Below are 21,648 nucleotides of genomic sequence, written 5' to 3'. Positions count from 1 at the left end.
CGCTTATCCGGCCCCTACCTTCATAGAGAAAGGTGGCGACAGGGGGTTGCCACCACGCACAAGGGGGCTGGCCCGTCATGGGGAACGGAGATATACGGGTGCGAGGTCTGGCCGCAAGGGCCGGCGGCTGGAGCGCCCGGCACCGATGGGCGGCCGTCGGCATCTGGGTGCTGTTCGTCGTCCTCGCCATGGGACTCGGCTCGGCTGCGGGCCGCGTCGACGTCGACGAGAACGATCAGCTCAAGGGTGAGACGCACACCGCCTCGCAGATCATCAACGACGCCGGGATCGACGAGCCGGCCGGCGAGACGGTGCTGATCCAGGCGAGGGACAAGAACCTCACGTCCACGGACGCCGAGTTCCGCAGCGCCGTCACCGCGGTCGTCAAGGCCGTCGACGCGACCGGCAAGGCCACGGACGTGACCTCGCCGTACGACACGAAGACGATCTCGAAGGACGGCCGCAGCGCGCTCGTCCAGTTCGACATGCGCGGCGACGCGAAGACCGCGGGCGACCGCGTGGAGCCCGTCCTGAACGCCGTCGAGGACGTCCAGAAGGACCACTCGGGGCTGCGGATCGAGGAGATCGGCGGCGCCAGCATGCAGAAGACGTTCACCGATGCCTTCGGTGACGACTTCAAGAAGGCTGAGCTGTCCGCCGTACCGGTGGCCCTCGGCATTCTCCTGATCGCCTTCGGCGCGCTCGTGGCGGCGCTGCTGCCGGTCGCGCTCGCGGTCACCGCGATCATGGCGACGATGGGCCTGATGGGCCTCGTCAGCCATCTGCAGCCGATGAGCGACACCGCCAACTCCGTGATGCTGCTGGTGGGTCTGGCCGTCGGAGTCGACTACTGCCTCTTCTACCTGCGGCGTGAGCGCGAGGAGCGCGCGGCGGGCCGGGACGCGGACACCGCGCTGCGGATCGCCGCCGCGACCAGTGGCCGCGCGATCGTCGTCTCCGGTGTCACGGTGTGCGTGGCGATGGCCGGAATGCTCTTCACCGGGCTCGCCGGGTTCGAGGCGATGGGCCTGGCCTCGCTGATGGTCGTGGCCGTCGCCATGGTCGGCTCCGTGACGGTGCTGCCCGCGCTGCTCTCACTGCTCGGCGAGCGCGTCGAGAAGGGACGCATCCCGTTCCTGCACCCCGACAAGCGCCGCAAGAAGGCGGGCCGCAGCGGCAACGGTGAGAGCCGGGTCTGGAGTGCCGTCCTGCGGTTCGTGCTCGCCAAGCCCGCCGTGGCGTTCGTCCTGGCGGCCGGTGCGCTGCTGGCGATCGCGGCGCCCGCGCTCGGCATGAAGACCCAGAACCTCACCCTGGACCAGGAGTTCGGCGACTCGCTGCCGATCGTCGGCACGTACAACCGGGTCAACGACGCCTTCCCGGGCGGCTCCGAGCCGGCCCAGGTGGTGGTGAAGGCGAAGGACATCAACGCCGCCGACGTGAAGTCCGCGCTCGCCGACTTCCGTGCGGAGGCGATCAGTTCGGGTGCCTCGCGCGGCCCGGTCGAGATCAAGGTGCACGACGCGCAGAACGTGGCGTTCGTGTACGTCCCGCTCGTGGGCGGCTCCGACCAGGACAAGGCGGGCAAGAGCCTGGAACTGCTGCGCGACAAGGTGCGGCCCGACACGCTCGGCAAGGTCGACGGCGTTCAGGCACCGGTCAGCGGGCAGGTCGCGGGCAGCCATGACTTCAACGACCAGCTGATCGGGTCGGTCGTCCCGGTCTTCGCGTTCGTCGTGGTCTTCGCCTTCCTGCTGATGCTCCTGTCGTTCCGTTCGCTGACCATCGCGATCACCTCGATCGTCCTCAACCTGCTGTCCGTGGGGGCGGCCTACGGCATCCTGGTCGCCGTCTTCCAGCACGGCTGGGGCGCGTCGCTGGTGGGCGCGGAGGGCGTGGGTGCCATCGTCACCTGGCTGCCGCTGTTCCTCTTCGTGATCCTCTTCGGGCTGTCGATGGACTACCACGTGTTCGTGGTCTCCCGCATCCGTGAGGCGCGGCTGAGGGGGCACTCGACGAAGGAGGCGATCCGGCACGGTGTCGTCACCACGGCCGGTGTCGTCACCAGTGCCGCCGTCATCATGGTCGCCGTCTTCGCGATCTTCGGCACGCTGTCCATGCAGTCCATGAAGCAGATGGGTGTGGGCCTGGCGGCCGCGGTGCTCATCGACGCGACGGTCATCCGGGGTGTGCTGCTCCCGGCCGTGATGGCACTGCTCGGCGAGCGCAACTGGTACCTGCCGAAGTGGCTGAACCGTATGCCCGACCTCACGCACGACGAGTCGTCCGAGGCCATCGCGCCGTCCGCCAGGGAGGGCGAGAGGGTCGGCGTGTAGCTCCGGCACTGTTCGGTAACTCCGTTCGAGTCAGGGCCTGTTGGTTCCCCCAGGAACCGGCGGGCTCTTTCTCATTTGCCTGCCTGCTCTCGGTCGCGCGCGGGCAGTTCGGCCTCGATGAGGTCGGCCGCGCGCCGTGTGCCCCCTTCTGCGGCCATCTCCGCGCGGAGCTCCGCGAGCCGTCGCGCGACCCCCGGGTCGTCGGCCACCGCGAGAACGGCCTCGCGCAGGGTCTCGGCCGTCGCCTGCTCCATGGGCACATGACGGGCGACGCCGAGCGCCTCCAGCATGTCGGCGTTGCCGAACTGGTCGACGGCCTGGGGTACGGCGACCATCGGCGTGCCCGTGGCGATCCCCTCCTGGCTGCCGCCGGCCCCCGCGTGCGTGATGAACGCGTCGGCCTCGCGCAGCACCGCCAACTGCGGTACCCAGTCCCGTACTTCGATGGTGTCGGGTACCTCGCCCAGCTCCGCCGGATCGACGAACCTGCCGATCTGCAGGACGACATGCCAGCCCGGCAGATCACCGAAGGCCTTGACGCACTCGCGGTAGAAGGCGGGCTGCTTGGTGAAGCTGGAGCCGAGGGACACGAGCAGCACGCGCTCGGCGCCCGCCGGGCGGTGCCACTCGCCCTGGGCCGCGCGGTCGCCCTGGCAGGCGCCGACGAAGGTGTTGCGCCGCTCGTCGACGCGGTCGGCGTGCGGCTGGAGCGCCTTCGGGATGAGGACGAGGCACCGGTCGGGACGGCCCATGAAGTCCTCGACGCTCAACTCCATCGCGTTGTCGGCGATCCAGCGCGCGAAGGTGTCGTAGAAGGCCTTCCCGCGCGGGGTCTGCTTCAGCGGCTCGAACATCGGTCTGCCGACCTCCTCCTCGTACCCCTCCCAGGCCACGAGGTTCGGTGAGAGCTGCACGATCGGGACGTCCCAGCGGTGGGCGAGGACCCGGGCCGGGTACGCCGTGATGTCGTAGAGCACCAGGTCCGGTTCGTCGCCCTCGTACGCCGCGGCGAGCTGCGGTTCGGCCTGGAGCGCGTCCGTGAGGAACGGTTCCAGGTGGTCGATCGGTTCGGTGCCCCACGCGTCCGGGTCATCGGCGGTGGGCAGTGTCGAGTGCCACGGCTTCGGCTCGGCTCCGGTCTCGGCGACCTTCTCGGCGAAGGAGGGCGGAATCGCGTACGTGACGCGGTGCCCGCGGGCGACGAGTTCCCGGATCACTTCCAGGCTCGGGTTCACGTGCCCGTGGGCGGCGATGGAGAACATGGCGATGTGGGCGCGTGGAGTGGTCATGATCCGACGGTAGGCGAGACGATACGTCTCGTGCAACATGATTACTCCGACCTGCCCGGGCCGGCCGACTCCATCGGTGCCGCCCGTGCCGTATAAACGTTCGGGCACGGATGAGCGGGGGAACGGGGGGCCATGCACGAGGACGTGGATCAGGACGCGGTGCTGCGGGCGCGCAACGTGCTGCTGGGATCGGGCCGGCCGACCCGGCGCCAGGAGGTCGAGGCCTGCCGGGTGCTGGCGCGGGTGAGCCCGGCGACGTATCTGCCGCGGCTGTCCAAGGCGTTGATCTACCTGGGCTTCAGCGACGAGTACCGGAAGCTGGGCGAGGCGCAACTGGCCCTCTACGAGGAGGCGGTCGAGGTCGCCCGTGCGGTGGATCCGTCCGACCCGCAGCACACGGACCTCCTGATGAACGCGCTGCGGTGGAAGCAGCACCAGTTGTTCGAGCTGGCACGGCGCCCCGAGGGCCTGGCGGTGCGCGAGGAGATGGCGGGCCTCGACCGTCGAACCGGCGGGGCGGACCCGGACACCCTCGCCGGGCTGGGAGTGGACCTGTGGGCGCGGGGGCTCGCGGAGGAGGGCCGCCATCGTGAAGCGGCCGAACTCTTCGAGAAGTTGGTGCGGCGCGCCCGGCCCGCAGGGCCGAGCGAGGGTGCCTTCGCCTGGCGTCTGCTGGAGTGGGCCGCGGAGGCGGAGGCCGCCGGGCTGCGGCAGACGGCGCTGGCCGCGACCGGTGAACTCGTCGAGAGGGAACGGGACCAGCTCGCCGCCGGAAGGACCGGCATGAGGTCCTTGTTCTTCGCCCTGCTTCGGCTGGCGGAGCTGCACGAAGGGTATGCCCGGGCCGACGAGGCCTCGGCCGCACTCGACGAGGCGGCCGCCCTCCTCGCCGAACTGGCCGCTCACGGAGAGTCCAAGCAGTGGAGCGGTTACCAGTCCACCTACTGGGTCGTGCTGCTCGGCCTCTCCGGCCGGGCCGCGGAACTCCCCGCGCCCGGCCGCGCCGCGCCCCCGCTCGGCGCGCACTTCCACGAGTGGTCGCCCGACCTGCGCCAGAGCTACTTCGCGGAACTCCCCGCGCTGCGCGATGCCGTCGAGGCGGCACAGGATCCCGGCGAGCGTTTCCGGCTGCACCGCAAAATGATGATCCGCTCGGTGCTCCACGCCGAGTCCGGGCACCGGAACCGCTTTTTCGAACTGCTCCTGCCGCTGTTCGACGAGGGCGTGGCCCTCGCGCGGCAGACCGCCGATCCGGCGCCGGTGGCCCGCGCCCTTTTCGACCGCGCGAGCGCACTCACCGCGGCGCACCGGTTCGTCGACGCCCTGGCCGACTTCCAGGAGGCTTTGGAGGTACGGCGCCACAAGGACCCTCAGCGCTGATAGCGGGCCAGCACCAGGTTCCCGTCCTTCACCAGCCGCCGGCGCAGCTCCGCCAGGCCGATCGCCCCGCTGTAGTACTCCTGGAACGCGGGAGTCGCGACCTTGTCCTTCCATTCCGGGTAGCCGCGCACGGACTGGGCGGGGGCGGAGCGGAGGTGCTCGGCGAGGGCCGTGCCGGTGGCCCAGTCGTTCTTGGCGGTGTGCAGGGCCGGGTCCTTGAGGGCCTGCGTTCCGGTGGGGAGCATCCAGTCGCCGAGCGCGAGGCGGACCATGTTCTTCGGCCGCAGCAGGAAGTCGATGAACTCGGCGGCCTCCCTCTTGTGCGGGCTGTCCGCGGAGACCGACAGGGTCTGCGGGCTGACGCCCTGGGTGAGCCCGTCGGCCCCGGCCGGGGCGGGCAGGACCTGCCAGTCGAAGCCCTTGGGTGCCTGCTGCACGATCTGCTGACGGTAGGAGAAGCCGAGCGGGACCATCGCGTACTTGCCGCCGAAGAAACCGGGCAGCGTGTCGGAACCGCCCATGCCGAGCGTGGTGCTCGACGCGCTGCGGTCGGTGTTCACCTGGTCGTGGACGGTGCGCGGCACGGTCGCGTCGGCGGCGTCGAAGCGCACCGTCACCCTGCCGTCCGCGCCCCGGTGGAAGAGCCGGCCGCCGGCGGAGAGGGAGAGGTTGAGGGTGGCCGAGACGGGCTCCTTGAGCGGCCAGGCGACCCCGTACTTCCCCTTGCCTCCGAGCTCCTTCGTGATGGCCCTGAACTCGCCCCAGGACCAGGGCTTTTCGGGCGTCGGAATCCGTACTCCCGACTTCTTCAGCCAGGTGGCGTTGGCGATCAGGACGCGCGGCTCCTGAAGGAACGGCACCCCGTAGATCCCGCCACCGAAGGTCGCCGTGTCCCAACTGTGCTGCGGGATGTCGGACTTGAGGCGGGCCGGCAACAGATCCTTCAGGTCGGCGAGGTAGCCGCCGTACGCGAAGTCGGCGAGGTCGTCCGAGGCGTCGTGGATGATGTCCGGCGCCTCGCCGCCCTCGAAGGAGGTGAGCAGCTGGTCGTGGACGCTGTCCCAATTCCCCTGCACGTACTCGACGTTGATGTCGGGATGCGCCGCGTTCCACTCCTTCACCAGTTCCTTGTTGGCGGCGACCGACTCCTCCTGCCAGGCGAGGGACTGGAAGCGGAGGGTGATACGGCCACCGGAGCCGCCGCCCCCGTCGTCGCTGCATCCGGCGAGCAGCAGCGCCAGGACCAGCACGACGGCCGCGACCAGTCTCGTATGCGGCGCTGCAGACAGTCTCGTACGCATCAGCTCTTCACCGCCCCGGCGAGCATGCCGCCCGTGATCCGCTTCTGGATGAGGGCGAAGACGACCAGCGACGGCAGGGTCGCGAGGAACGCCGCCGCGGCCAGCGGGCCCAGGTCCGCGACACCCTCAGCGCCGATGAAGTGGGTGAGGACGACCGGCAGCGTCTGTTTCTCCGGGGTCTTGAGCAGGACCAGCGCGAAGAAGAACTCGTTCCACGCGGTGATGAACGCGAACAGCGCCGTGGCCACGATGCCCGGCGCGAGCAGCGGCGCCGTGACCGAGACCAGCGTGCGCAGCCGCCCCGCACCGTCCACCGCCGCGGCCTCCTCCAGCTCCAGCGGCACGGCCCGTACGTATCCCACCAGCATCCACAGGGCGAACGGCAGCGCCCAGACGACGTACACCATGATCAGTCCGGGCACGGAGTTGATCAGCCGCAGGTTCTTCAGCACGAGGAAGAGCGGGATGATCACGAGCACGAACGGGAACGCCTGGCTGATCACCACCCAGCCGGTGCCGGCCCGTGCGAGCAGGGTGCGGTGCCGGGCCATGACGTAGGCCATCGGGGTCGCGATCAGTACGGCGATCACGGCCGCGCCGAGCGCCGCGACAAGGGAGTTGAGGGCGGCGTGCAGCAGCGGCTGCTCGTCGAACGCCTGACGGAAGTTGGCGAGAGTGGGGTCCTTGGGGATCCAGGTGGGGTGCAGACTGGCCAGCTCCCGTGGCGGTTTGAAGGCGGTGGAGAGCAGCCAGAGGAGGGGGAACGCGAGGAAGACGAGATAGCCGAGAAGGGCCGCGTACTGGCCGACGCGGGCTCTGGTGTCGGTCCTCACGATTCCTCGCCTCCCCTCAGCCGGCCCACCAGGAAGACGGCGAGCACGACGGAGATCACCGCGACCATCACACAACCCATCGCCGCCGCGTAGCCGAACTGGCCGTAGCGGAAGGCCTCTTCGTAGGCGAAGAGCATGGGCAGGCGGGTGCGGCCGCCGGGTCCTCCGTTCGTCAGCACGTAGACCAGGGCGAAGGAGTTGAAGTTCCAGATGAGGTTGAGCGCCGTGATGGCGAGGGCGACCGGTCTGAGGGCGGGCCAGGTCACGGTGCGAAAGCGGCGCCAGGCGCCCGCGCCGTCCATCGCCGCCGCCTCGTGCAGTTCGCGCGGGGTGTTCTGCAGCCCGGCGAGCAGCGCGACCGTGGTCTGCGGCATGCCTGCCCAGACCCCGACGACGATCACCGCGGGCAGGGCGGTGCCGAGGCCGCTCAGCCAGTCGCGCCCGTCACCGAGGCCCAGGTCGCGGAGCGTCTCGTTGAGGATGCCCGCGTCCGGGTTGTAGACGAGCCGCCACATGATGCCGACGACGACCTCGGGCATCGCCCACGGGACGATCGCGAGCGCCCGCGCCAGCCAGCGGAAGCGGAGGTTCTGGTTGAGCAGCAGGGCGAGTCCGAGCGCGAGCAGGAACTGCGGCACGGTCACCCCGACCGCCCACAGCAGTCCGATCCTGAACGAGTCCCAGAACAGCGTGTCGTGCAGCAGGTCCTGGAAGTTGAGGGCGCCGGTCCACTGCGTGGGTTCGGTGCGGCCCGACTGCGAGTCGGTGAACGCCAGCGCGATCCCGTACAGCAGCGGTCCGACGCTCAGCACCAGGATCGGGATCAGCGCGGGCAGCACCAGGAACCAGGCCCCGTGGTCGGGGGTCCCGCCGGCCCGGCCCGGCCGTCCCGCCGAGCGCGGCGCACGCCGTGCCGGCTGTTTCGTCGCGCTCACCAGTGCCACGTAATCGACCCCTTTGGGCGGCTCGTACGGGTCTGGCCGTCCAGGCGGCCCCGGTCATGGTCGTGAAGGCGGTGTACCTCGTCAAGGCACCACGCACACCGTGCTACCTCGGGCAATGCGAGACTGGCCAACGGTTGGCGTGATCGTGACGCCGTGGGCGAGGGTCCGAGGAACACACGGAGGCGGCGGAATGGACGAGGCGCGGGCGCGGGACGTGCTGGCCACGGCGGGTGTGCTGCCCCGGTCGGCCGGGGACGCGCGGCTCCTCGCCCTGGGCGAGAACGCCGTATTCGCCGCCGGTGACCTGGTCGTCAAGGTGGGACGCGACGCCGAACTCCTGGGCCGCGCACGGCGGGAGCTGGAGATCGCGGCCTGGCTCGCCGACGCGGACGTCCCCGCGGTGCGGGCCGCCGAGCCGAAGGCGCTGCTGGTGCAGGGGCACCCGGTGACGGTGTGGCACCGACTGCCCGATGCCGTACGCCCCGCCGGGCCACCGGATCTGGCCGGACTGCTGCGGGTCGTGCACGCGCTGCCCGCCCCCTCCTTCGCCCTGCCGCCACGCGAACTGCTCGGCGGGGTGGAGCGCTGGCTGCGCCTCGCGGGCGACACGATCGACCCGGCGGACGCGGCGTACCTGCGCCGGCGGCGCGACGGTTTCGCGACGGCCGCGGCGGCGCTCACCCCGCATCTGCCACCGGGCCCGATCCACGGCGACGCGCTGCCCCGCAACGTCCATGTCGGACCCGACGGTCCGGTCCTGGTCGACCTGGAGACCTTCTCCGCCGACCTGCGCGAGCACGACCTGGTGGTCATGGCGCTGTCCCGCGACCGCTACGGGATGCCTGCCGAGGCCTACGACGCCTTCACCACGGCGTACGGCTGGGACGTGCGCGAGTGGGCGGGCTGTTCCGTGCTGCGCGGCGCGCGGGAGACGGCCAGCTGTGCGTGGGTCGCCCAGCACGCGCCCGGCAGTCCCAAGGCCCTGGCCGAGTTCGAGCGCCGGGTGGCGTCGCTGCGGGACGGGGACGAGACCGTGCGGTGGTATCCCTTCTGATCACCTCGGCCGGTGGGATCAGTCGCCGCCGGTGACCGTGCCGGCGGCGCGGTGAAGTTCCGCGAGGACCGCGCGGACGGCCCTGCGGGCGGTGCGTTCGGGGCGGTGCAGCACGTCGATATGGCGCAGGGCCCGTACGCCGTCGAGCGGTTTGAGGACGAGGGCCGGGTGCGGGCGCGTGGTCCAGCGGGGCATCAGGGCGAGACCGCCGCCGGCGGCGACGATCTCGGCGACCACGGCGAACTCGTTGACGCGGTGGGCGAGATGGAGCCGCCGGCCCGCGGCGGCGCCGATCGCCTCGATGGTGGCCATCACCGGGAACCCGTCGTGCACGGTGATCCAGGGCTGGTCGGCGACGTCGGCGGCGCCGACCCACGGCCGGGCGGCGAGCGGGTGGTCGGCAGGCATGGCCACGTCGAGGGGTTCGCGCAGGAGGGTGCCGGCGGTGACGGTGCGCGGCCACGGCGGCGTGTGGTCGAGACGGTGGGCGAGGACGAGGTCGTAGTCGCGGGTCAGCCGCGGGAAGTCGTCCTGCGGGACGTCCTCGTCGCCGAACGCCAGGCGCGGCCCGCCGGGCGCCGCGAGGCCGCGCAGCAGGAGGGGGAAGAACGTCGAGGCCGCGCTGTGGAAGGCGGCGACCGAGACGTCCCCGTCCGGCCGGTCGACGAACTCCTCGACCGTGTGGCGTGCCCGAGCGAGCGCCGTCTCCACCTCGATCGCGGCGCCCGCGAGGGCCTGCCCGGCGTCGGTGAGCACCAGCCTCCGGCCGTGCCGCGCGGTGAGCGGGACAGGCATCGAGCGCTGCAGCAGGCGCAGTTGCTGCGAGATCGCCGAGGGGGTCACCAGCAGCGCCTCGGCGACCGCGGTGACGCTTCCCAGCTCGCCGAGCTCCCGCAGGATCCGCAGTTGTCGTTCGTCCACGGCGACAGTGTAGGCCGCCGATGTAGGCGTACTAAAAGATCCTTTTAGAAGGTGGCTCTGGGCTTCAAGCACCTCTGCGGTGCACCGTGGGCGGGTGCCTGATGCCCGCCGTACCGATGCGGTACTTCTGCTGGTCGCGATCGTCTGGGGTTCCAGCTATCTGGCTGCCCAGACGGCCACCGCCGCCCTCCCTGTCCTGGTCGTCCTCTTCGCGCGCTACGCGCTCTCCGCGCTCGCCTGTCTGGGTCTCGTCGCCGGGCGGCCAAGCCGTGGGGCGCCTCGGTGGTGGACCCGTGACGAGATCCGGGCCGGGCTGCCGCTGGGGCTCACGCAGGCCGCCGTGCTGATCGTGGAAACGTACGGCGTCGCGCACACGAGTGCCGCCAACGCGGGCCTGATCATCAGCCTGACCATCGTGCTCACCCCGCTCCTCGACCGCGCGGGCCGTCGCGGCGGGCTGCCCCCGGCGTTCTTCGCCGCCGCCGGTCTCTGTGTCCTGGCCGTCGGCCTCCTGATGTCCGGCAACGGGTTCCACGCTCCGCGCAGCGGCGACCTGCTGATGCTCGGCGCCGCCGTGGTGCGGGCGGGGCATGTCGCGCTGGTCGGCCGGCTCACGGTGCGCAGGTCGATACGCCCGCTCCAGCTGACGACCCTCCAGACCCTGGTCGGCACCGCCCTGTTCCTGGTGCCTGCCGCCGGTGACCTCCCGGTCCTGGCGCACGCCGATACCGCGACCTGGGCCCAGCTGGGCTATCTCGCCCTCTTCTGCAGTGTGTTCGCCTTCCTGGCGCAGACCTGGGCCGTGCAGCGCACCTCCGCCAGCCGGGCCAGTCTGCTGCTGGGCACCGAGCCGGTCTGGGCGGCCGCGGTCGGCATCGCCCTGGCCGGTGACCGGTTCACCCTGCTCACCGGTCTCGGCGCGACGCTGCTCGTCGCCGGTACGTACTGGGGCCAGGCTGTCGAACGCGCCCACCGCACCGAGGGCAGCCATGCGATCGCCGAGGCGACCAGCACCGCCGGGGCGAGCGCCGGACCGACAGAGGAGGACCTCACCGCACCGGACCTGAACAAGGACGCCGTACGCCGGTCAGCAGCCCTGCCCGGCGTCTGAGCGACCCGTCGGCCGCATCCCGCGCGCCGTCAGACCGTCTCGTCCGCCAACTCCCGCAAGGGCCAGGTCCCGTCCACCACGGCCGCCGCGTCGCCCTTGCGGCGCAGGAAGCTCTGGAAGTCCGCCGCCCACTGCGCGTACCACTCGATCTGGCGGCGGTGCAGCTCCGCCGGGCCGAGGGCCGCGACCTTCGGGTGGCGGACGGCTATCGCGCGGGCGAGCCGGGCCGCGGCGAGCGCGTCGGCCGAGGCGTCGTGGGCGGCGTCCAGCGCCACCCCGTACTCCGTGCAGACCGCTTCGAGGTTGCGCTTGCCCCGGCGGTAGCGGTCCACGGAGCGGTCGATCGTGTACGGGTCGATGACCGGGGCCGGATCGACGCCGCCGAGGCGCTCGCGCAGGGACGGCAGCCCGTGGCGCCGCAGTTCGGCGGAGAGCAGGGTCAGGTCGAAGGCCGCGTTGTACGCGACGACCGGGACGCCCGTCTTCCAGTACTCCACGAGGACGCCGGCGATCGCGTCGGCCACCTGGTCGGCGGGCCGGCCCTCGGCGGCCGCCCGCTCGTTCGAGATTCCGTGCACCGCCACCGCGTCCGCGGGGATCTCCACGCCCGGATCGGCCAGCCACTCGCGATGCCCGGCCGGCTCCCCGTCCTTGAGCTCGATCACGGCCCCCGTGACGATGCGCGCCTCCCGCGGATCCGTCCCGGTCGTCTCCAGGTCGAAGCCGATCAGCAGCTCCCGGTGCCAGCCCATGGGTGGCCCCCCTTCTTCGTGGTGCTTTCCCCCAGTGGTCTCCACGATCCCATGCGCCACTGACAATCCGACGGGCGCATTCCGCTTCCCGGGCCCACGCGGCAGGGCGACCGGTGACTTGAGGTCAGGAGACGGGACGCGAGTCCGCCCAGGCCAGCTCGAACTCCTCGCGGTATGTCGGGAAAAGACCTTCTTCGCCGTTCTCGTCCGACTTGAGCACCCGGCTACCGCCGCGCAGGACGAGCACCGGGGCCTCCAGGCCGCGGGTGCGGCGCAGATAGGACTGCACTACGGCGACACCGTCCGAGCCGTCGCCGTCGACGAGGTAGGCGGTGAAGCGGGGGGTCTCGTCGAAGACCTGGATCTCGAAGGCGCCCGGGTCGCGCAGCCGGGCCCGGACCCGGCGCATGTGCAGGATGTTCATCTCGACGGCGCGGCTCAGCTCGCCCCGTTTGATGCCGAGTTCCCGCTCGCGCCGCTTCACGGCGCTGGACGCGGGGTTGAGGAAGAGCAGCCGTGCCCGGCAGCCCGACTCGGCCAGCCGCACCAGACGCCGTCCGGAGAAGTTCTGCACGAGCAGGTTCAGGCCGATGCCGATGGCGTCGAGGCGGCGGGCGCCGCCGAAGAGGTCCTCCGCGGGGAACTGGCGCAGCAGGCGCACCCGGTCCGGGTGTACGCCGACGACGTCCGCGTACCGGTCGCCGACCAGGTTCTCGACGGCGTCGACGGGCAGCCGGCGGGCGGAGGGCACGTCGCTGCCGGAGCCGAGGATCTCCAGCAGCTTGGCCGAGGCGCGCTCGGCCTGGGCGAGGACCGCCTCGGACAGGGCGCGGTTGCGGGAGACGACGTTACGGGTGACTTCCAGCTCGTCCAGGGCGAGTTCGACGTCGCGGCGCTCGTCGAAGTACGGCTCGAAGCAGGGCCAGTGCTGCACCATCAGCTCGCGCAGCTGCGGCAAGGTGAGGAAACTCAGCACGTTGTCGTCGGCCGGGTCGAGCAAGTAGCCCTTGCGGCGGCTCACTTCGCGGACCGCGACGGCCCGTTGCACCCACTCCTGACCTGCCGGTCCGGCGGCGGCGACCACCCAGTCGTCGCCGTGGACGGGGTCGTAGATGGGCCGGAGAACAGCGGCCACGACCGCGCGCAGCCGCTGTTCGACCAGGTTCAGCCAGATGTAGGCGCGCCCGGCTCGCTGGGCGCGCGTACGTACCTCGCGCCAGGCGTCGGCTCCCCAGTCCAGTTCCGGTCCAATGGAACCCATCTCCATCGGCCGCGCCAGGGACACCGCGCCGGGTGGGACATCTGTGGAGTTCCCCTCGTGACCCTCGTCACCAGGAGGCAACTCCAGCCCTCCCGAGCCCACCCGCGCACCGCCTTCCGCTCCCCCGAGCCTCCGGGGGGCCTGGCCCCCACTCAACGATCAAGGAAGGGTACTCCGGGAGCGGTCGGCGGTGCAGCCGGATGGACAGGGTAGTTTCTCAACTACCGTCTCGGACATGCCCGTTCTGGTCGGCGAGCTCGGCCGGAGTGAGCGGATTCATAGCCGTGACGTCACGCGGGACGATCGAGAAGCCCTGCCAGTGGACCGGCATGGGCTGCTGGTCCTCGTCGCGGGCTATGTGGTGGAAGCCCACGTTGACCCACATGATGGGGTGCTTGAGAGCCTGACCGTTGACCCACTTGTCGACGGACTTGCCCGCCCCGGTACCGCAGTTGTGCAGGTTGTTGCTGGCGTACTGCTCGCACTTCTTGTACTCGGTGAAGTAGATGTCGCGCTTGGTGAAGTTGCGGCCGAGGAACTTGCTGGTCGCACCGGGCACGAACTCGTACGAGCGCGCGTGGTTGTCCTTGTTCTTGCCGGCGTCGCTGACGACCCGCCACCAGCGCCCGTTCTTGGCGTCGCCCGCGAGTTCCTTGGTGACCTTGGTGAGGGTGGTCTTGGTGGACGGTGCCTGAGCGCCCGCCGCGGGCGCGCTGACCGCGGAGTCGTACTGCTCGACCCGGTTCGTGGTCGAGCCGTCCAGGCCGAAGTTGAGCCGCCAGAAGATGTTGTGCCGGTGGCTCGTGGCGTAGTCCTTGGCGCCCTTGCCGATCGGCCAGCCGCGGCCGTCGCCCGCGTCGTAGTCCTCGGGGGCGAGGCTTCCGGTGGCACCCGCGTTCATGTTGATCGTGCCGTCGTCCTGGAAGCGCCACTCGGTCATGTACTCGTACCAGCCGACCTTGTTGACCGTGTAGACGAGCAGGTCCTTGCCCTGGGCCTGGAAGACCTTGTTGCCCGTGTCGGACTGCATACGGTAGGCGTGACCGCGCGAACGGGTCGTGGTGCACAGGCCCTTGACGTTGGCCTGCGACGGGTCCCAGGCGTCGGGGATCTTCACGTTCTTGATGGTGCCGCCGGGACACTCACCCGCCGCCAGGTTCATCAGTCCCTGGCCGAAGCCGAAGCCCGTCAGGTCGTCGTACTCGACCGATCCATCGTCGTAGGGGACGTCGATCTGGGCGAGCTTGGCGCTGGTGAGGACCTTGATCGGCTGGGCCTCGCCCTTGGGCTGGTAGGAGATGTTCTCCAGGACGAGCCCGGCGTTGCTCTCGTAGTGCCAGCACATCCGCCAGGTGGTGCCGGTGGAGAGCTTCTGCTCGATCTTGTAGTCCGCGCTGCAGTTGGCGGCCGCCGCGGAGGCGGCCTTCGCGGCGGTCTTGGCGGTGGTCTTCGGCTGGGCGGAGGCCGGGCCCGCGGCCGAGGTCACACCGACGGCGAGTGCGGCCACCGAGAGGCCCACCGCCGCCCGGCTGCGGGCACGGCTGATTCTGTTGACGCGCATGAAGAAGGGACTCCTTGCGGAAATCAGGAGGGTTTGGAAAGTGGACGGAGGGCGGCTCAGCCGAGCTTGCCGACCTTGCGAGCGCTCAGGTCGATCACGAAGTCACGGGTGTCGATCCAGGCACCGTTCTTGATCTTCGGGAACAGCCTCACGCAGCGGTGCTTGCCGCAGTCCGCGACGCCGGCGGGAGCACCGGAATTCGCCCGGTAGACCATGCTGGTGAGCATGAGCTGCTGCTCGGGCGAGGTGAGCTTCTTGCCGGTGGCGTCCTTGTAGTCGGCCTTCAGACCGGCGCCGAGCGGGTCGGCGATCAGCAGCTTGGCCGCCTCGATCGACTCGTCGCGGGTGATGGGCGGCTGGACACCGTGCTGCGTGTCCGTCCCCTCGACCTTGCCCGTGTCGAGGTTGACGGTCCTGGTGACGAGCGAGTCGTCCTTGTAGTCGTAGTACGTCACGTCCGCGCGACGGGGCGCGTTCGGGTCGTCGATCTCGTTCTCGTCGGGTTCGGCGAGGTCGATGCCGAGGCGCTGCGGCCCGCGGTCACCCTCGACGTTCTTGCTGGCGCCGAACGACGAACGGTTCAGCGCGATCTGTTCGACCCGCTTCAGTTCGTCGTCGGTGAGCGGGTCGCGGCCCTTGCCCTTCGCGCCCTCGGCGGGCGCCGCCTCGACGACACCCGGCTGCACGGCCGACTGGTCCTGTCCCTGCCCTTGCCCCTGTCCGGCCTGCTGGGCGGACCCGGCGCGACCGGCGCCGCCCGAGTCGTCCGCCCCCGCGGAACCCGGCAGAGTGATGCCGACCATCACGGCGGTCCCGGCCACCGCAATGGCCGCACCCGCCACCACCTTGCCCAGATGGCGGTGCACTATCTTGCGCACATCTTCCCCCACTCCCCCTGTTGTCTCTAGGAGTTCTTCGAGCCCCACTGGTTCGGCATACGCGGTATGCCAGGTCGATCGGTAAGAGGGACGTAAGTCATAGGTGGTTCCATCACTTTCGGGGAGACTCGGCACGGAGTCGCCCACGGAAGCGCAGCACTACTGGAAGAGTCGTGTCCATGCAGGTCTGGCCTGGAGAGGCGTACCCACTCGGTGCCACGTACGACGGCGCCGGCACCAACTTCGCGGTCTTCTCGGAGGCCGCCGACCGGATGGAGCTGTGTCTGCTGCACGACGACGGCTCCGAGACGGCGGTGGAGCTGCGCGAGACCGACGCGTTCGTACGGCACGCGTATCTGCCCGGGATCATGCCCGGACAGCGCTACGGCTTCCGTGTCCACGGGCCGTACGTGCCGGAGCGCGGGCAGCGCGCCAATTCCGCGAAGCTGCTGCTCGATCCGTACGCGCGTGCGATCAGTGGTTCGATCAAGTGGGGCGAGGAGGTGTACGGCTATCCGTTCGGGGCGCCCGACAAGCGCAACGACCTGGACTCGGCGCCCCACACGATGACGTCGGTCGTGGTCAACCCGTACTTCGACTGGGGCGACGACCGGCGCCCGCGCACCGAGTACCACCACACGGTGCTCTACGAGGCCCATGTGAAGGGCCTCACGATGCTGCATCCGGGCCTTCCGGACGAACTGCGCGGCACCTACGCGGCGCTCGCACACCCGGCGGTCATCGAACACCTGACGGAACTGGGTGTCACCGCGCTGGAGCTGATGCCGGTGCACCAGTTCGTGAACGACCACCGTCTGGTCGACATGGGCCTGAACAACTACTGGGGCTACAACACGATCGGCTTCTTCGCCCCCCACAACGCGTACGCCTCCTGGGGCGACCGCGGACAGCAGGTCCTGGAGTTCAAGTCGGCGGTCCGGGCACTGCACGAGGCCGGGATCGAGGTCATCCTCGACGTGGTCTACAACCACACCGCCGAGGGCAACCACCTGGGCCCGACGCTCTCCTTCAGGGGCCTCGACAACGCCTCGTACTACCGCCTCGCGGACGATCCCCGCTACTACACGGACACCACGGGCACCGGCAACTCCCTGCTCATGCGCTCACCGCACGTGCTCCAGCTGATCATGGACTCGCTGCGCTACTGGGTCACCGAGATGCACGTCGACGGGTTCCGTTTCGATCTCGCGGCGACGCTGGCCCGGCAGTTCCACGAGGTGGACCGGCTGTCCTCGTTCTTCGACCTGGTGCAGCAGGACCCGGTGGTCTCCCAGGTGAAGCTGATCGCCGAGCCGTGGGACGTGGGCGAGGGCGGCTACCAGGTGGGCAACTTCCCGCCGCTGTGGACGGAGTGGAACGGCAAGTACCGCGACACCGTACGGGACATGTGGCGCGGTGAGCCGCGCACGCTGGCGGAGTTCGCGTCCCGGCTGACGGGCTCCTCCGACCTCTACCAGGACGACGGGCGGCGTCCGCTGGCCTCGATCAACTTCGTCACCTGTCACGACGGTTTCACGCTGCACGACCTGGTGTCGTACAACGACAAGCACAACGACGCCAACGGCGAGGACAACCGTGACGGCGAGAGCCACAACCGGTCCTGGAACTGCGGCGCCGAGGGCGAGACGGACGACGCGGACGTCCGTGCGCTGCGGGCCCGCCAGATGCGCAACTTCATCGCGACGCTGATGCTCTCGCAGGGCGTGCCGATGCTCAGCCACGGCGACGAGTTCGCCCGCAGCCAGGGCGGCAACAACAACGCGTACTGCCAGGACAGCGAGCTGGCCTGGGTGCCGTGGCCCGAGGACGGCGACGAGCTGCTGGCGTTCACCCGCGCGATGGTGTGGCTGCGCCGCGACCACCCGGTCTTCCGGCGGCGCCGGTTCTTCCACGGGCGCCCCGTGGAGGGCACGCACGACGAGCTGTCGGACATCGCGTGGTTCACCCCGGAGGGCAAGGAGATGACCCAGCGGGACTGGGACTCCGCGCAGGCGCGGGCGCTCAGCGTGTTCCTCAACGGCAACGCGATCTCCGAGCCGGGACAGCGCGGGGAGCGCATCAGCGACGACTCGTTCCTGCTGATGTTCAACGCCTCGCCGAAGCCGTTGGAGTTCGTGGTGCCGGTGAATCACGGGCGCCAGTGGCAGGTGGTGATCGACACGGCAAGCCCCGAGGGGGTGGCGCCGGGCACGGGCGCGAAGGTCAAGGCCGGGGACCGGCTGACGCTGGTGGACCGGAGTCTCACGGTGTTGCAGCGGCCGGCGTAGGGACCGGGCCGGCCGTGGGAGGCACGCGCGCGTGGAGGTCGATTTCCGATGACCGGGTGCACGCGCGGGGCTCAGTCGGTCGGCACGCGGGGCTCGTTTGCGTGCGTCGGTGACACGAAAGGCGGCCGGGCGGGTACGTAGGTCTGCATGACACCTGAGCGTCCCGACCCGGTGCCCGGGCCCCCGGTCCCCGCCGCACCGACCGCCACGTACCGGCTGCAGCTGCAGCCGGACTTCCCCTTCACGGCCGCCGAGGCGGCCGTGCCGTACCTGGCGTCGCTCGGCGTCTCGCATCTCCACCTGTCGCCCGTCCTGGAGGCCGTCCCGGGATCGACGCACGGCTACGACGTGGTGGACCACGCGCGCGTGCGGGCCGAGCTGGGTGGCGAGGAGGGGCTGCGCTCGCTGGCGCGCACCGCGCGCGAGCACGGCCTCGGCCTGGTGGTGGACATCGTGCCGAACCACATGGCGATGGCTCCGCGGCACAACCACGCCCTCTGGGAGGTGCTGCGCGAGGGGCCCGAGTCCCCGTACGCGCGCTGGTTCGACATCGACTGGGAGGCCCAGGACGGACGGCTGCTGCTGCCGGTGCTGGGCGGCCCGCTGGGCGCGGAGATCGGCCGCCTGAAGGTCGACGGCGACGTCCTGCGCTACTACGACCACGTGTTCCCGCTGCGCGAAGGCACCGAGAAGCTGCCGATGCCCGGGCTTCTCGACGCGCAGTGGTACCGCCCGGCCTGGTGGCGGCTGGCCCGTACGGAACTCAACTACCGGCGCTTCTTCAGCATTTCGGAGCTCATCGGGGTGCGTGTCGAGGACCCGGAGGTGTTCGCGGCGACCCACGCGAAGATCCTGGAGCTGCTCCGGGACGGCGTGGTCGAGGGGCTGCGGATCGACCATCCCGACGGACTCGCCGACCCGGACACCTACCTTCGCCGGCTGCACGAGGCGACCGGGGGCCGCTGGACGGTGGTGGAGAAGATCCTCGCGGACGGTGAGTCCCTGCCGGCCGCGTGGCCCGTCGCGGGCACCACCGGCTACGACGCGCTGCGGCAGGTCGACGGGCTCTTCACGGACCCCGCGGGCGCGGGCGAACTCCTCGGCCAGTACCGGCGATTCGCGGCGGTGCAGGGCGACCGGGGAGCGCACTGGGAGTCGACCGTGCGCCGGGCGGCGTACAAGGTGGTCACGCACGAGCTGGCCACGGAGACGGACCGTCTCACGCGCGTGGCGAGCCGGCTGAGCGCCACCGCCGAGGATCCGGCGCTGCGCGACCGCGCCCCCTGGGCCCTGGGCACCGCCCTGCGCGAACTCCTCGTCCGCCTGGAGGTCTACCGCCCCTACCCCTCCACGGACGCCGCCTCGGTCGTCACCGGGGAGGCCGCCGCCGAGGCCCGGAAGGCCTTCACGGTGCCGGAGGAGGCCGAGGCCGTGGACGTCGTACGGGATCTGGTGCTCGGGCGGGCCGGGGAGGGGCCGGAGGCGGCGGAGTTCCGGGCGCGGTTCGCGCAGACGTCGTCGGCGCTGCGGGCCAAGTCCGTGGAGGACACGGCGTTCTACCGCTATGTGCCGCTGCTGTCGGCCAACGAGGTGGGCGGGAACCCGGGGAGCCCCGCCGTGTCCCCGGACGACTTCCACGCGTACTGCGCGCGTGTGCAGCGCGACTGGCCCGGTACGGGGACGGTGCTGTCGACGCACGACACGAAGCGGAGCGGTGACGTCCGCGCGGCTCTGTCGGTGCTCACCCAGTGCCCCGGGCGGTGGGCCGACGTCCTGGCCGAGGTGACCCGGGCCGGCACGGGCGTGCCCGACCCGCAGCTCGCGTGGGCCGCGTGGCAGACGGTCTTCGGCCTCGGCCCGGCCACCGGGGAACGCGTCCAGGGAGCCCTGCTGAAGCACGTCAGGGAGGCCGGGCTGCACACCGCGTGGACCGAGCAGGACCCGGCCTACGAGGAGGCCCAGGCGGCGTTCGTCGCGGAGGGTCCGTGCGGCTCCCCCGGGAGACTCGTGACGGGCCTGCGTGCCGCCCTCGCGCCGCATGTACGGGCGAACGTCCTGGGCGCCGCCCTGGTCCATCTGACGATGCCCGGCGTTCCGGACGTCTACCAGGGCACGGAGGCCGAGTACCTGGCGCTGGTCGACCCGGACAACCGGCGTCCCTTCGCCCCTGCGGACCAGCCCTCCGAGAAGACGGACCTCACCACGGCCGCCCTGCGCCTGCGCGCGCGCCGCCCCACCGCCTTCGGCGACGAGGCGACGTACACCCCCCTGCCGGCCGAGGGCCCGGCCGCCCCGCACTGCGCGGCGTTCGTGCGCTCCGGAGAGGTCCTCACGGCCGTCACCCGCCTGTCCCTGCGCCTGGCCGAGGCGGGCGGCTGGCGTGACACCCGGCTTCCGCTCCCCGCGGGACGGTGGGCCGATGTACTGGCTCCGGGCCGGGAGTTCACGGGCCACGCGCGCGTGGAGCAGCTTTTCGAGACCTTGCCGGTGGCGCTGCTGGAACGGGTCAGCGGCAGCGGACCGGGAGGGTCCGGGGCGAGCGGCTGATCAGGCCCTCCGCGGCGGGCCGCGCCCCCGGAGCCCACCGCAGGTCCGGCACGGCGGCCAGAAGGGCCTTCAGGCCGTGTTCCGCCGTGAGACGGGCGAGGAGAGTGCCCGGACAGGAGTGCGGTCCGGAGCCGTACGCGAGCGGACCGGGATCGGTGCGGAAGGCGTCGTAGCGGTCCGGGTCGGCGAAGCGTGCCGGGTCGCGGCCCGCCGAGCCGAGCAGACAGGCCACCGTGGCACCGGCCGGCACGACGCCGACCGGTTCGGTGGCGCGCCGCAGCACCACGTGCAGCGGCGGATCGCGGCGCAGCGACTCCGCCCAGGCACCGGCGGTGAGCTCGGGGCGGGCGCGGACGGCCGCCAGTTGGCCCGGGTGGTCGAGGAGGTTGGCGAGGAACGACGCGAGCGCCCTGGCTGTCGTGTCACCGCCCGCTCCGAGCAGGGTTCCGGCCAGCCCCGCCACGGCTTCGTCGGGCAGGGGGCGTCCACCGACGCGGGCCGCGCACAGCACCGACAGCAGGTCCGTGCCCGGGTGGGCCCGGCGGCGGGCGATGTACGGGCGCAGGAAGGCGTCGAGTTCGGGGTGGTGGCCGCCGAGGTGATCGAGACCCGTGCGGCACCAGGTGTGCACGCGCGCGGTGTCCTCGTACGGCAGCCCCAGCGCGGCGACGGCCGCGGCGGCCGGCAGCCAGTGGCAGAACTCGGCGACGAGGTCGGCCTCCCGGCGATCGGCGAGGCGGCGGGCCAGGACGTACGCCGTGCGCTCGACTCCCGCGCTCAGGGCGGCCGACGCCGGACCGCGGAACGCGGCCGCGACGAGCGAGCGGTGCATACCGTCCGCCTGGTGGGCGGGAGTGCGTCCGGGCGGCGGCGCGACGAGCCGCGGGTCCTCCAGCGCGGCGCGTACGTCGGCGTACCGGCTGACCAGCCAGGCGCCGAAGGGGGCGTCGTGGACGAGGGGGAAGTGCTCGCGGAGGGTGCGGTAGAGCGGGTGCGGGTCGCGCTCGACCGCGGGGTCGCGGAGGCTCGGCGGGGGTCCGCAGGGGCCGGGCGGCCGCATCCCGGGGGAAACGGTGGCCACGGCAGTCAGTCCGCCCGAAGGGCCGGCGAACCCGGGAAGACACAGCACCAGCGGCTCCCGCCTGTGCGTCGGCGCGCAGGGGCGATGCGCGCGGTTGCCCCCAGCCGACCA

16 protein-coding genes are annotated in these 21,648 nt (G+C 71.3%); 6 read left to right on the top strand and 10 right to left on the bottom strand.

The window, feature by feature from the left end; translation table 11 throughout:
- The first annotated feature begins 77 nt into the window (after window positions 1-77).
- Window positions 78-2,336, top strand: a complete 2,259-nt coding sequence (locus ACN6LB_RS15655) for an MMPL family transporter (protein WP_356140266.1) — start codon at window positions 78-80, stop codon at window positions 2,334-2,336.
- A 71-nt stretch (window positions 2,337-2,407) separates the two neighbouring features.
- On the opposite strand, the gene mgt is transcribed toward ACN6LB_RS15655, so the two are convergent.
- Window positions 2,408-3,664: a macrolide-inactivating glycosyltransferase gene (gene mgt, locus ACN6LB_RS15650; RefSeq protein WP_445026347.1), complete on the bottom strand. Its 1,257-nt coding sequence runs from the start codon at window positions 3,662-3,664 to the stop codon at window positions 2,408-2,410.
- A gap of 93 nt (window positions 3,665-3,757) precedes the next feature.
- On the opposite strand from mgt, the gene ACN6LB_RS15645 reads away from it, so the two are divergent.
- The gene (locus ACN6LB_RS15645) at window positions 3,758-5,005 is read left to right on the top strand and encodes a hypothetical protein (protein ID WP_445026346.1); all 1,248 of its coding nucleotides are present in this window, start codon (window positions 3,758-3,760) and stop codon (window positions 5,003-5,005) included.
- Here ACN6LB_RS15645 and ACN6LB_RS15640 read toward each other — a convergent pair.
- Genes ACN6LB_RS15640 through ACN6LB_RS15630 form a run of 3 tightly spaced genes read right to left on the bottom strand, consistent with a single transcriptional unit; the run spans window position 4,996 to window position 8,083 of the window.
- Window positions 4,996-6,306 (bottom strand): ABC transporter substrate-binding protein, encoded by a 1,311-nt coding sequence (locus ACN6LB_RS15640; protein ID WP_445026345.1) that lies wholly within the window; start codon window positions 6,304-6,306, stop codon window positions 4,996-4,998. The two genes, ACN6LB_RS15645 and ACN6LB_RS15640, sit on opposite strands and share 10 nt — an antisense overlap.
- Window positions 6,306-7,139 carry a carbohydrate ABC transporter permease gene (locus ACN6LB_RS15635; protein ID WP_445026344.1) on the bottom strand — a complete coding sequence of 278 codons (834 nt, stop codon included), beginning with the start codon at window positions 7,137-7,139 and terminating at the stop codon, window positions 6,306-6,308. Before ACN6LB_RS15635 ends, ACN6LB_RS15640 begins: the two co-directional genes overlap by 1 nt.
- Complete coding sequence (locus tag ACN6LB_RS15630) at window positions 7,136-8,083, bottom strand: carbohydrate ABC transporter permease (protein ID WP_445026343.1); 948 nt, start codon at window positions 8,081-8,083, stop codon at window positions 7,136-7,138. Before ACN6LB_RS15630 ends, ACN6LB_RS15635 begins: the two co-directional genes overlap by 4 nt.
- Before the next feature lie 190 nt (window positions 8,084-8,273).
- Between ACN6LB_RS15630 and ACN6LB_RS15625 the strand changes: the two genes are divergently transcribed.
- Entirely contained in the window at window positions 8,274-9,137 is an 864-nt protein-coding gene (locus ACN6LB_RS15625) for a phosphotransferase enzyme family protein (RefSeq protein ID WP_445026342.1), read from the top strand.
- An 18-nt stretch (window positions 9,138-9,155) separates the two neighbouring features.
- Here the strand turns inward: ACN6LB_RS15625 and ACN6LB_RS15620 are convergent, their stop codons facing one another.
- Window positions 9,156-10,058: a LysR family transcriptional regulator gene (locus ACN6LB_RS15620; protein ID WP_445026340.1), complete on the bottom strand. Its 903-nt coding sequence runs from the start codon at window positions 10,056-10,058 to the stop codon at window positions 9,156-9,158.
- A gap of 94 nt (window positions 10,059-10,152) precedes the next feature.
- On the opposite strand from ACN6LB_RS15620, the gene ACN6LB_RS15615 reads away from it, so the two are divergent.
- Window positions 10,153-11,169 carry a DMT family transporter gene (locus tag ACN6LB_RS15615; RefSeq protein ID WP_445026339.1) on the top strand — a complete coding sequence of 339 codons (1,017 nt, stop codon included), beginning with the start codon at window positions 10,153-10,155 and terminating at the stop codon, window positions 11,167-11,169.
- A 29-nt stretch (window positions 11,170-11,198) separates the two neighbouring features.
- Here ACN6LB_RS15615 and ACN6LB_RS15610 read toward each other — a convergent pair whose 3' ends face one another.
- The 4 genes from ACN6LB_RS15610 to ACN6LB_RS15595 form a co-directional block, all read right to left on the bottom strand.
- Entirely contained in the window at window positions 11,199-11,921 is a 723-nt protein-coding gene (locus ACN6LB_RS15610; protein WP_356140257.1) for a 3'-5' exonuclease, read from the bottom strand.
- A 124-nt stretch (window positions 11,922-12,045) separates the two neighbouring features.
- Window positions 12,046-13,284 (bottom strand): SAV2148 family HEPN domain-containing protein, encoded by a 1,239-nt coding sequence (locus tag ACN6LB_RS15605; protein ID WP_356140256.1) that lies wholly within the window; start codon window positions 13,282-13,284, stop codon window positions 12,046-12,048.
- Between the two features lie 115 nt (window positions 13,285-13,399).
- Entirely contained in the window at window positions 13,400-14,743 is a 1,344-nt protein-coding gene (locus ACN6LB_RS15600) for a copper amine oxidase (protein ID WP_356140255.1), read from the bottom strand.
- Window positions 14,744-14,799: 56 nt separating this feature from the next.
- Window positions 14,800-15,621 (bottom strand): Tat pathway signal sequence domain protein, encoded by an 822-nt coding sequence (locus ACN6LB_RS15595; RefSeq protein ID WP_356140254.1) that lies wholly within the window; start codon window positions 15,619-15,621, stop codon window positions 14,800-14,802.
- A 179-nt stretch (window positions 15,622-15,800) separates the two neighbouring features.
- Between ACN6LB_RS15595 and glgX the strand changes: the two genes are divergently transcribed.
- Both glgX and treY read left to right on the top strand, forming a co-directional pair.
- The gene (gene glgX, locus ACN6LB_RS15590; RefSeq protein ID WP_445026338.1) at window positions 15,801-17,909 is read left to right on the top strand and encodes a glycogen debranching protein GlgX; all 2,109 of its coding nucleotides are present in this window, start codon (window positions 15,801-15,803) and stop codon (window positions 17,907-17,909) included.
- 147 nt (window positions 17,910-18,056) lie between these two features.
- Window positions 18,057-20,456: a malto-oligosyltrehalose synthase gene (gene treY / locus ACN6LB_RS15585; protein WP_445026337.1), complete on the top strand. Its 2,400-nt coding sequence runs from the start codon at window positions 18,057-18,059 to the stop codon at window positions 20,454-20,456.
- Here the strand turns inward: treY and ACN6LB_RS15580 are convergent.
- Window positions 20,416-21,537 (bottom strand): cytochrome P450, encoded by a 1,122-nt coding sequence (locus tag ACN6LB_RS15580; RefSeq protein WP_445026336.1) that lies wholly within the window; start codon window positions 21,535-21,537, stop codon window positions 20,416-20,418. The genes treY and ACN6LB_RS15580 overlap by 41 nt on opposite strands.
- Window positions 21,538-21,648: the final 111 nt, after the last annotated feature.

This window comes from Streptomyces sp. SAS_270 (assembly GCF_052543295.1).
The sequence above is the reverse complement of the archived record's forward strand: the minus strand, read 5'-3'. Positions and strand labels throughout refer to the sequence as shown.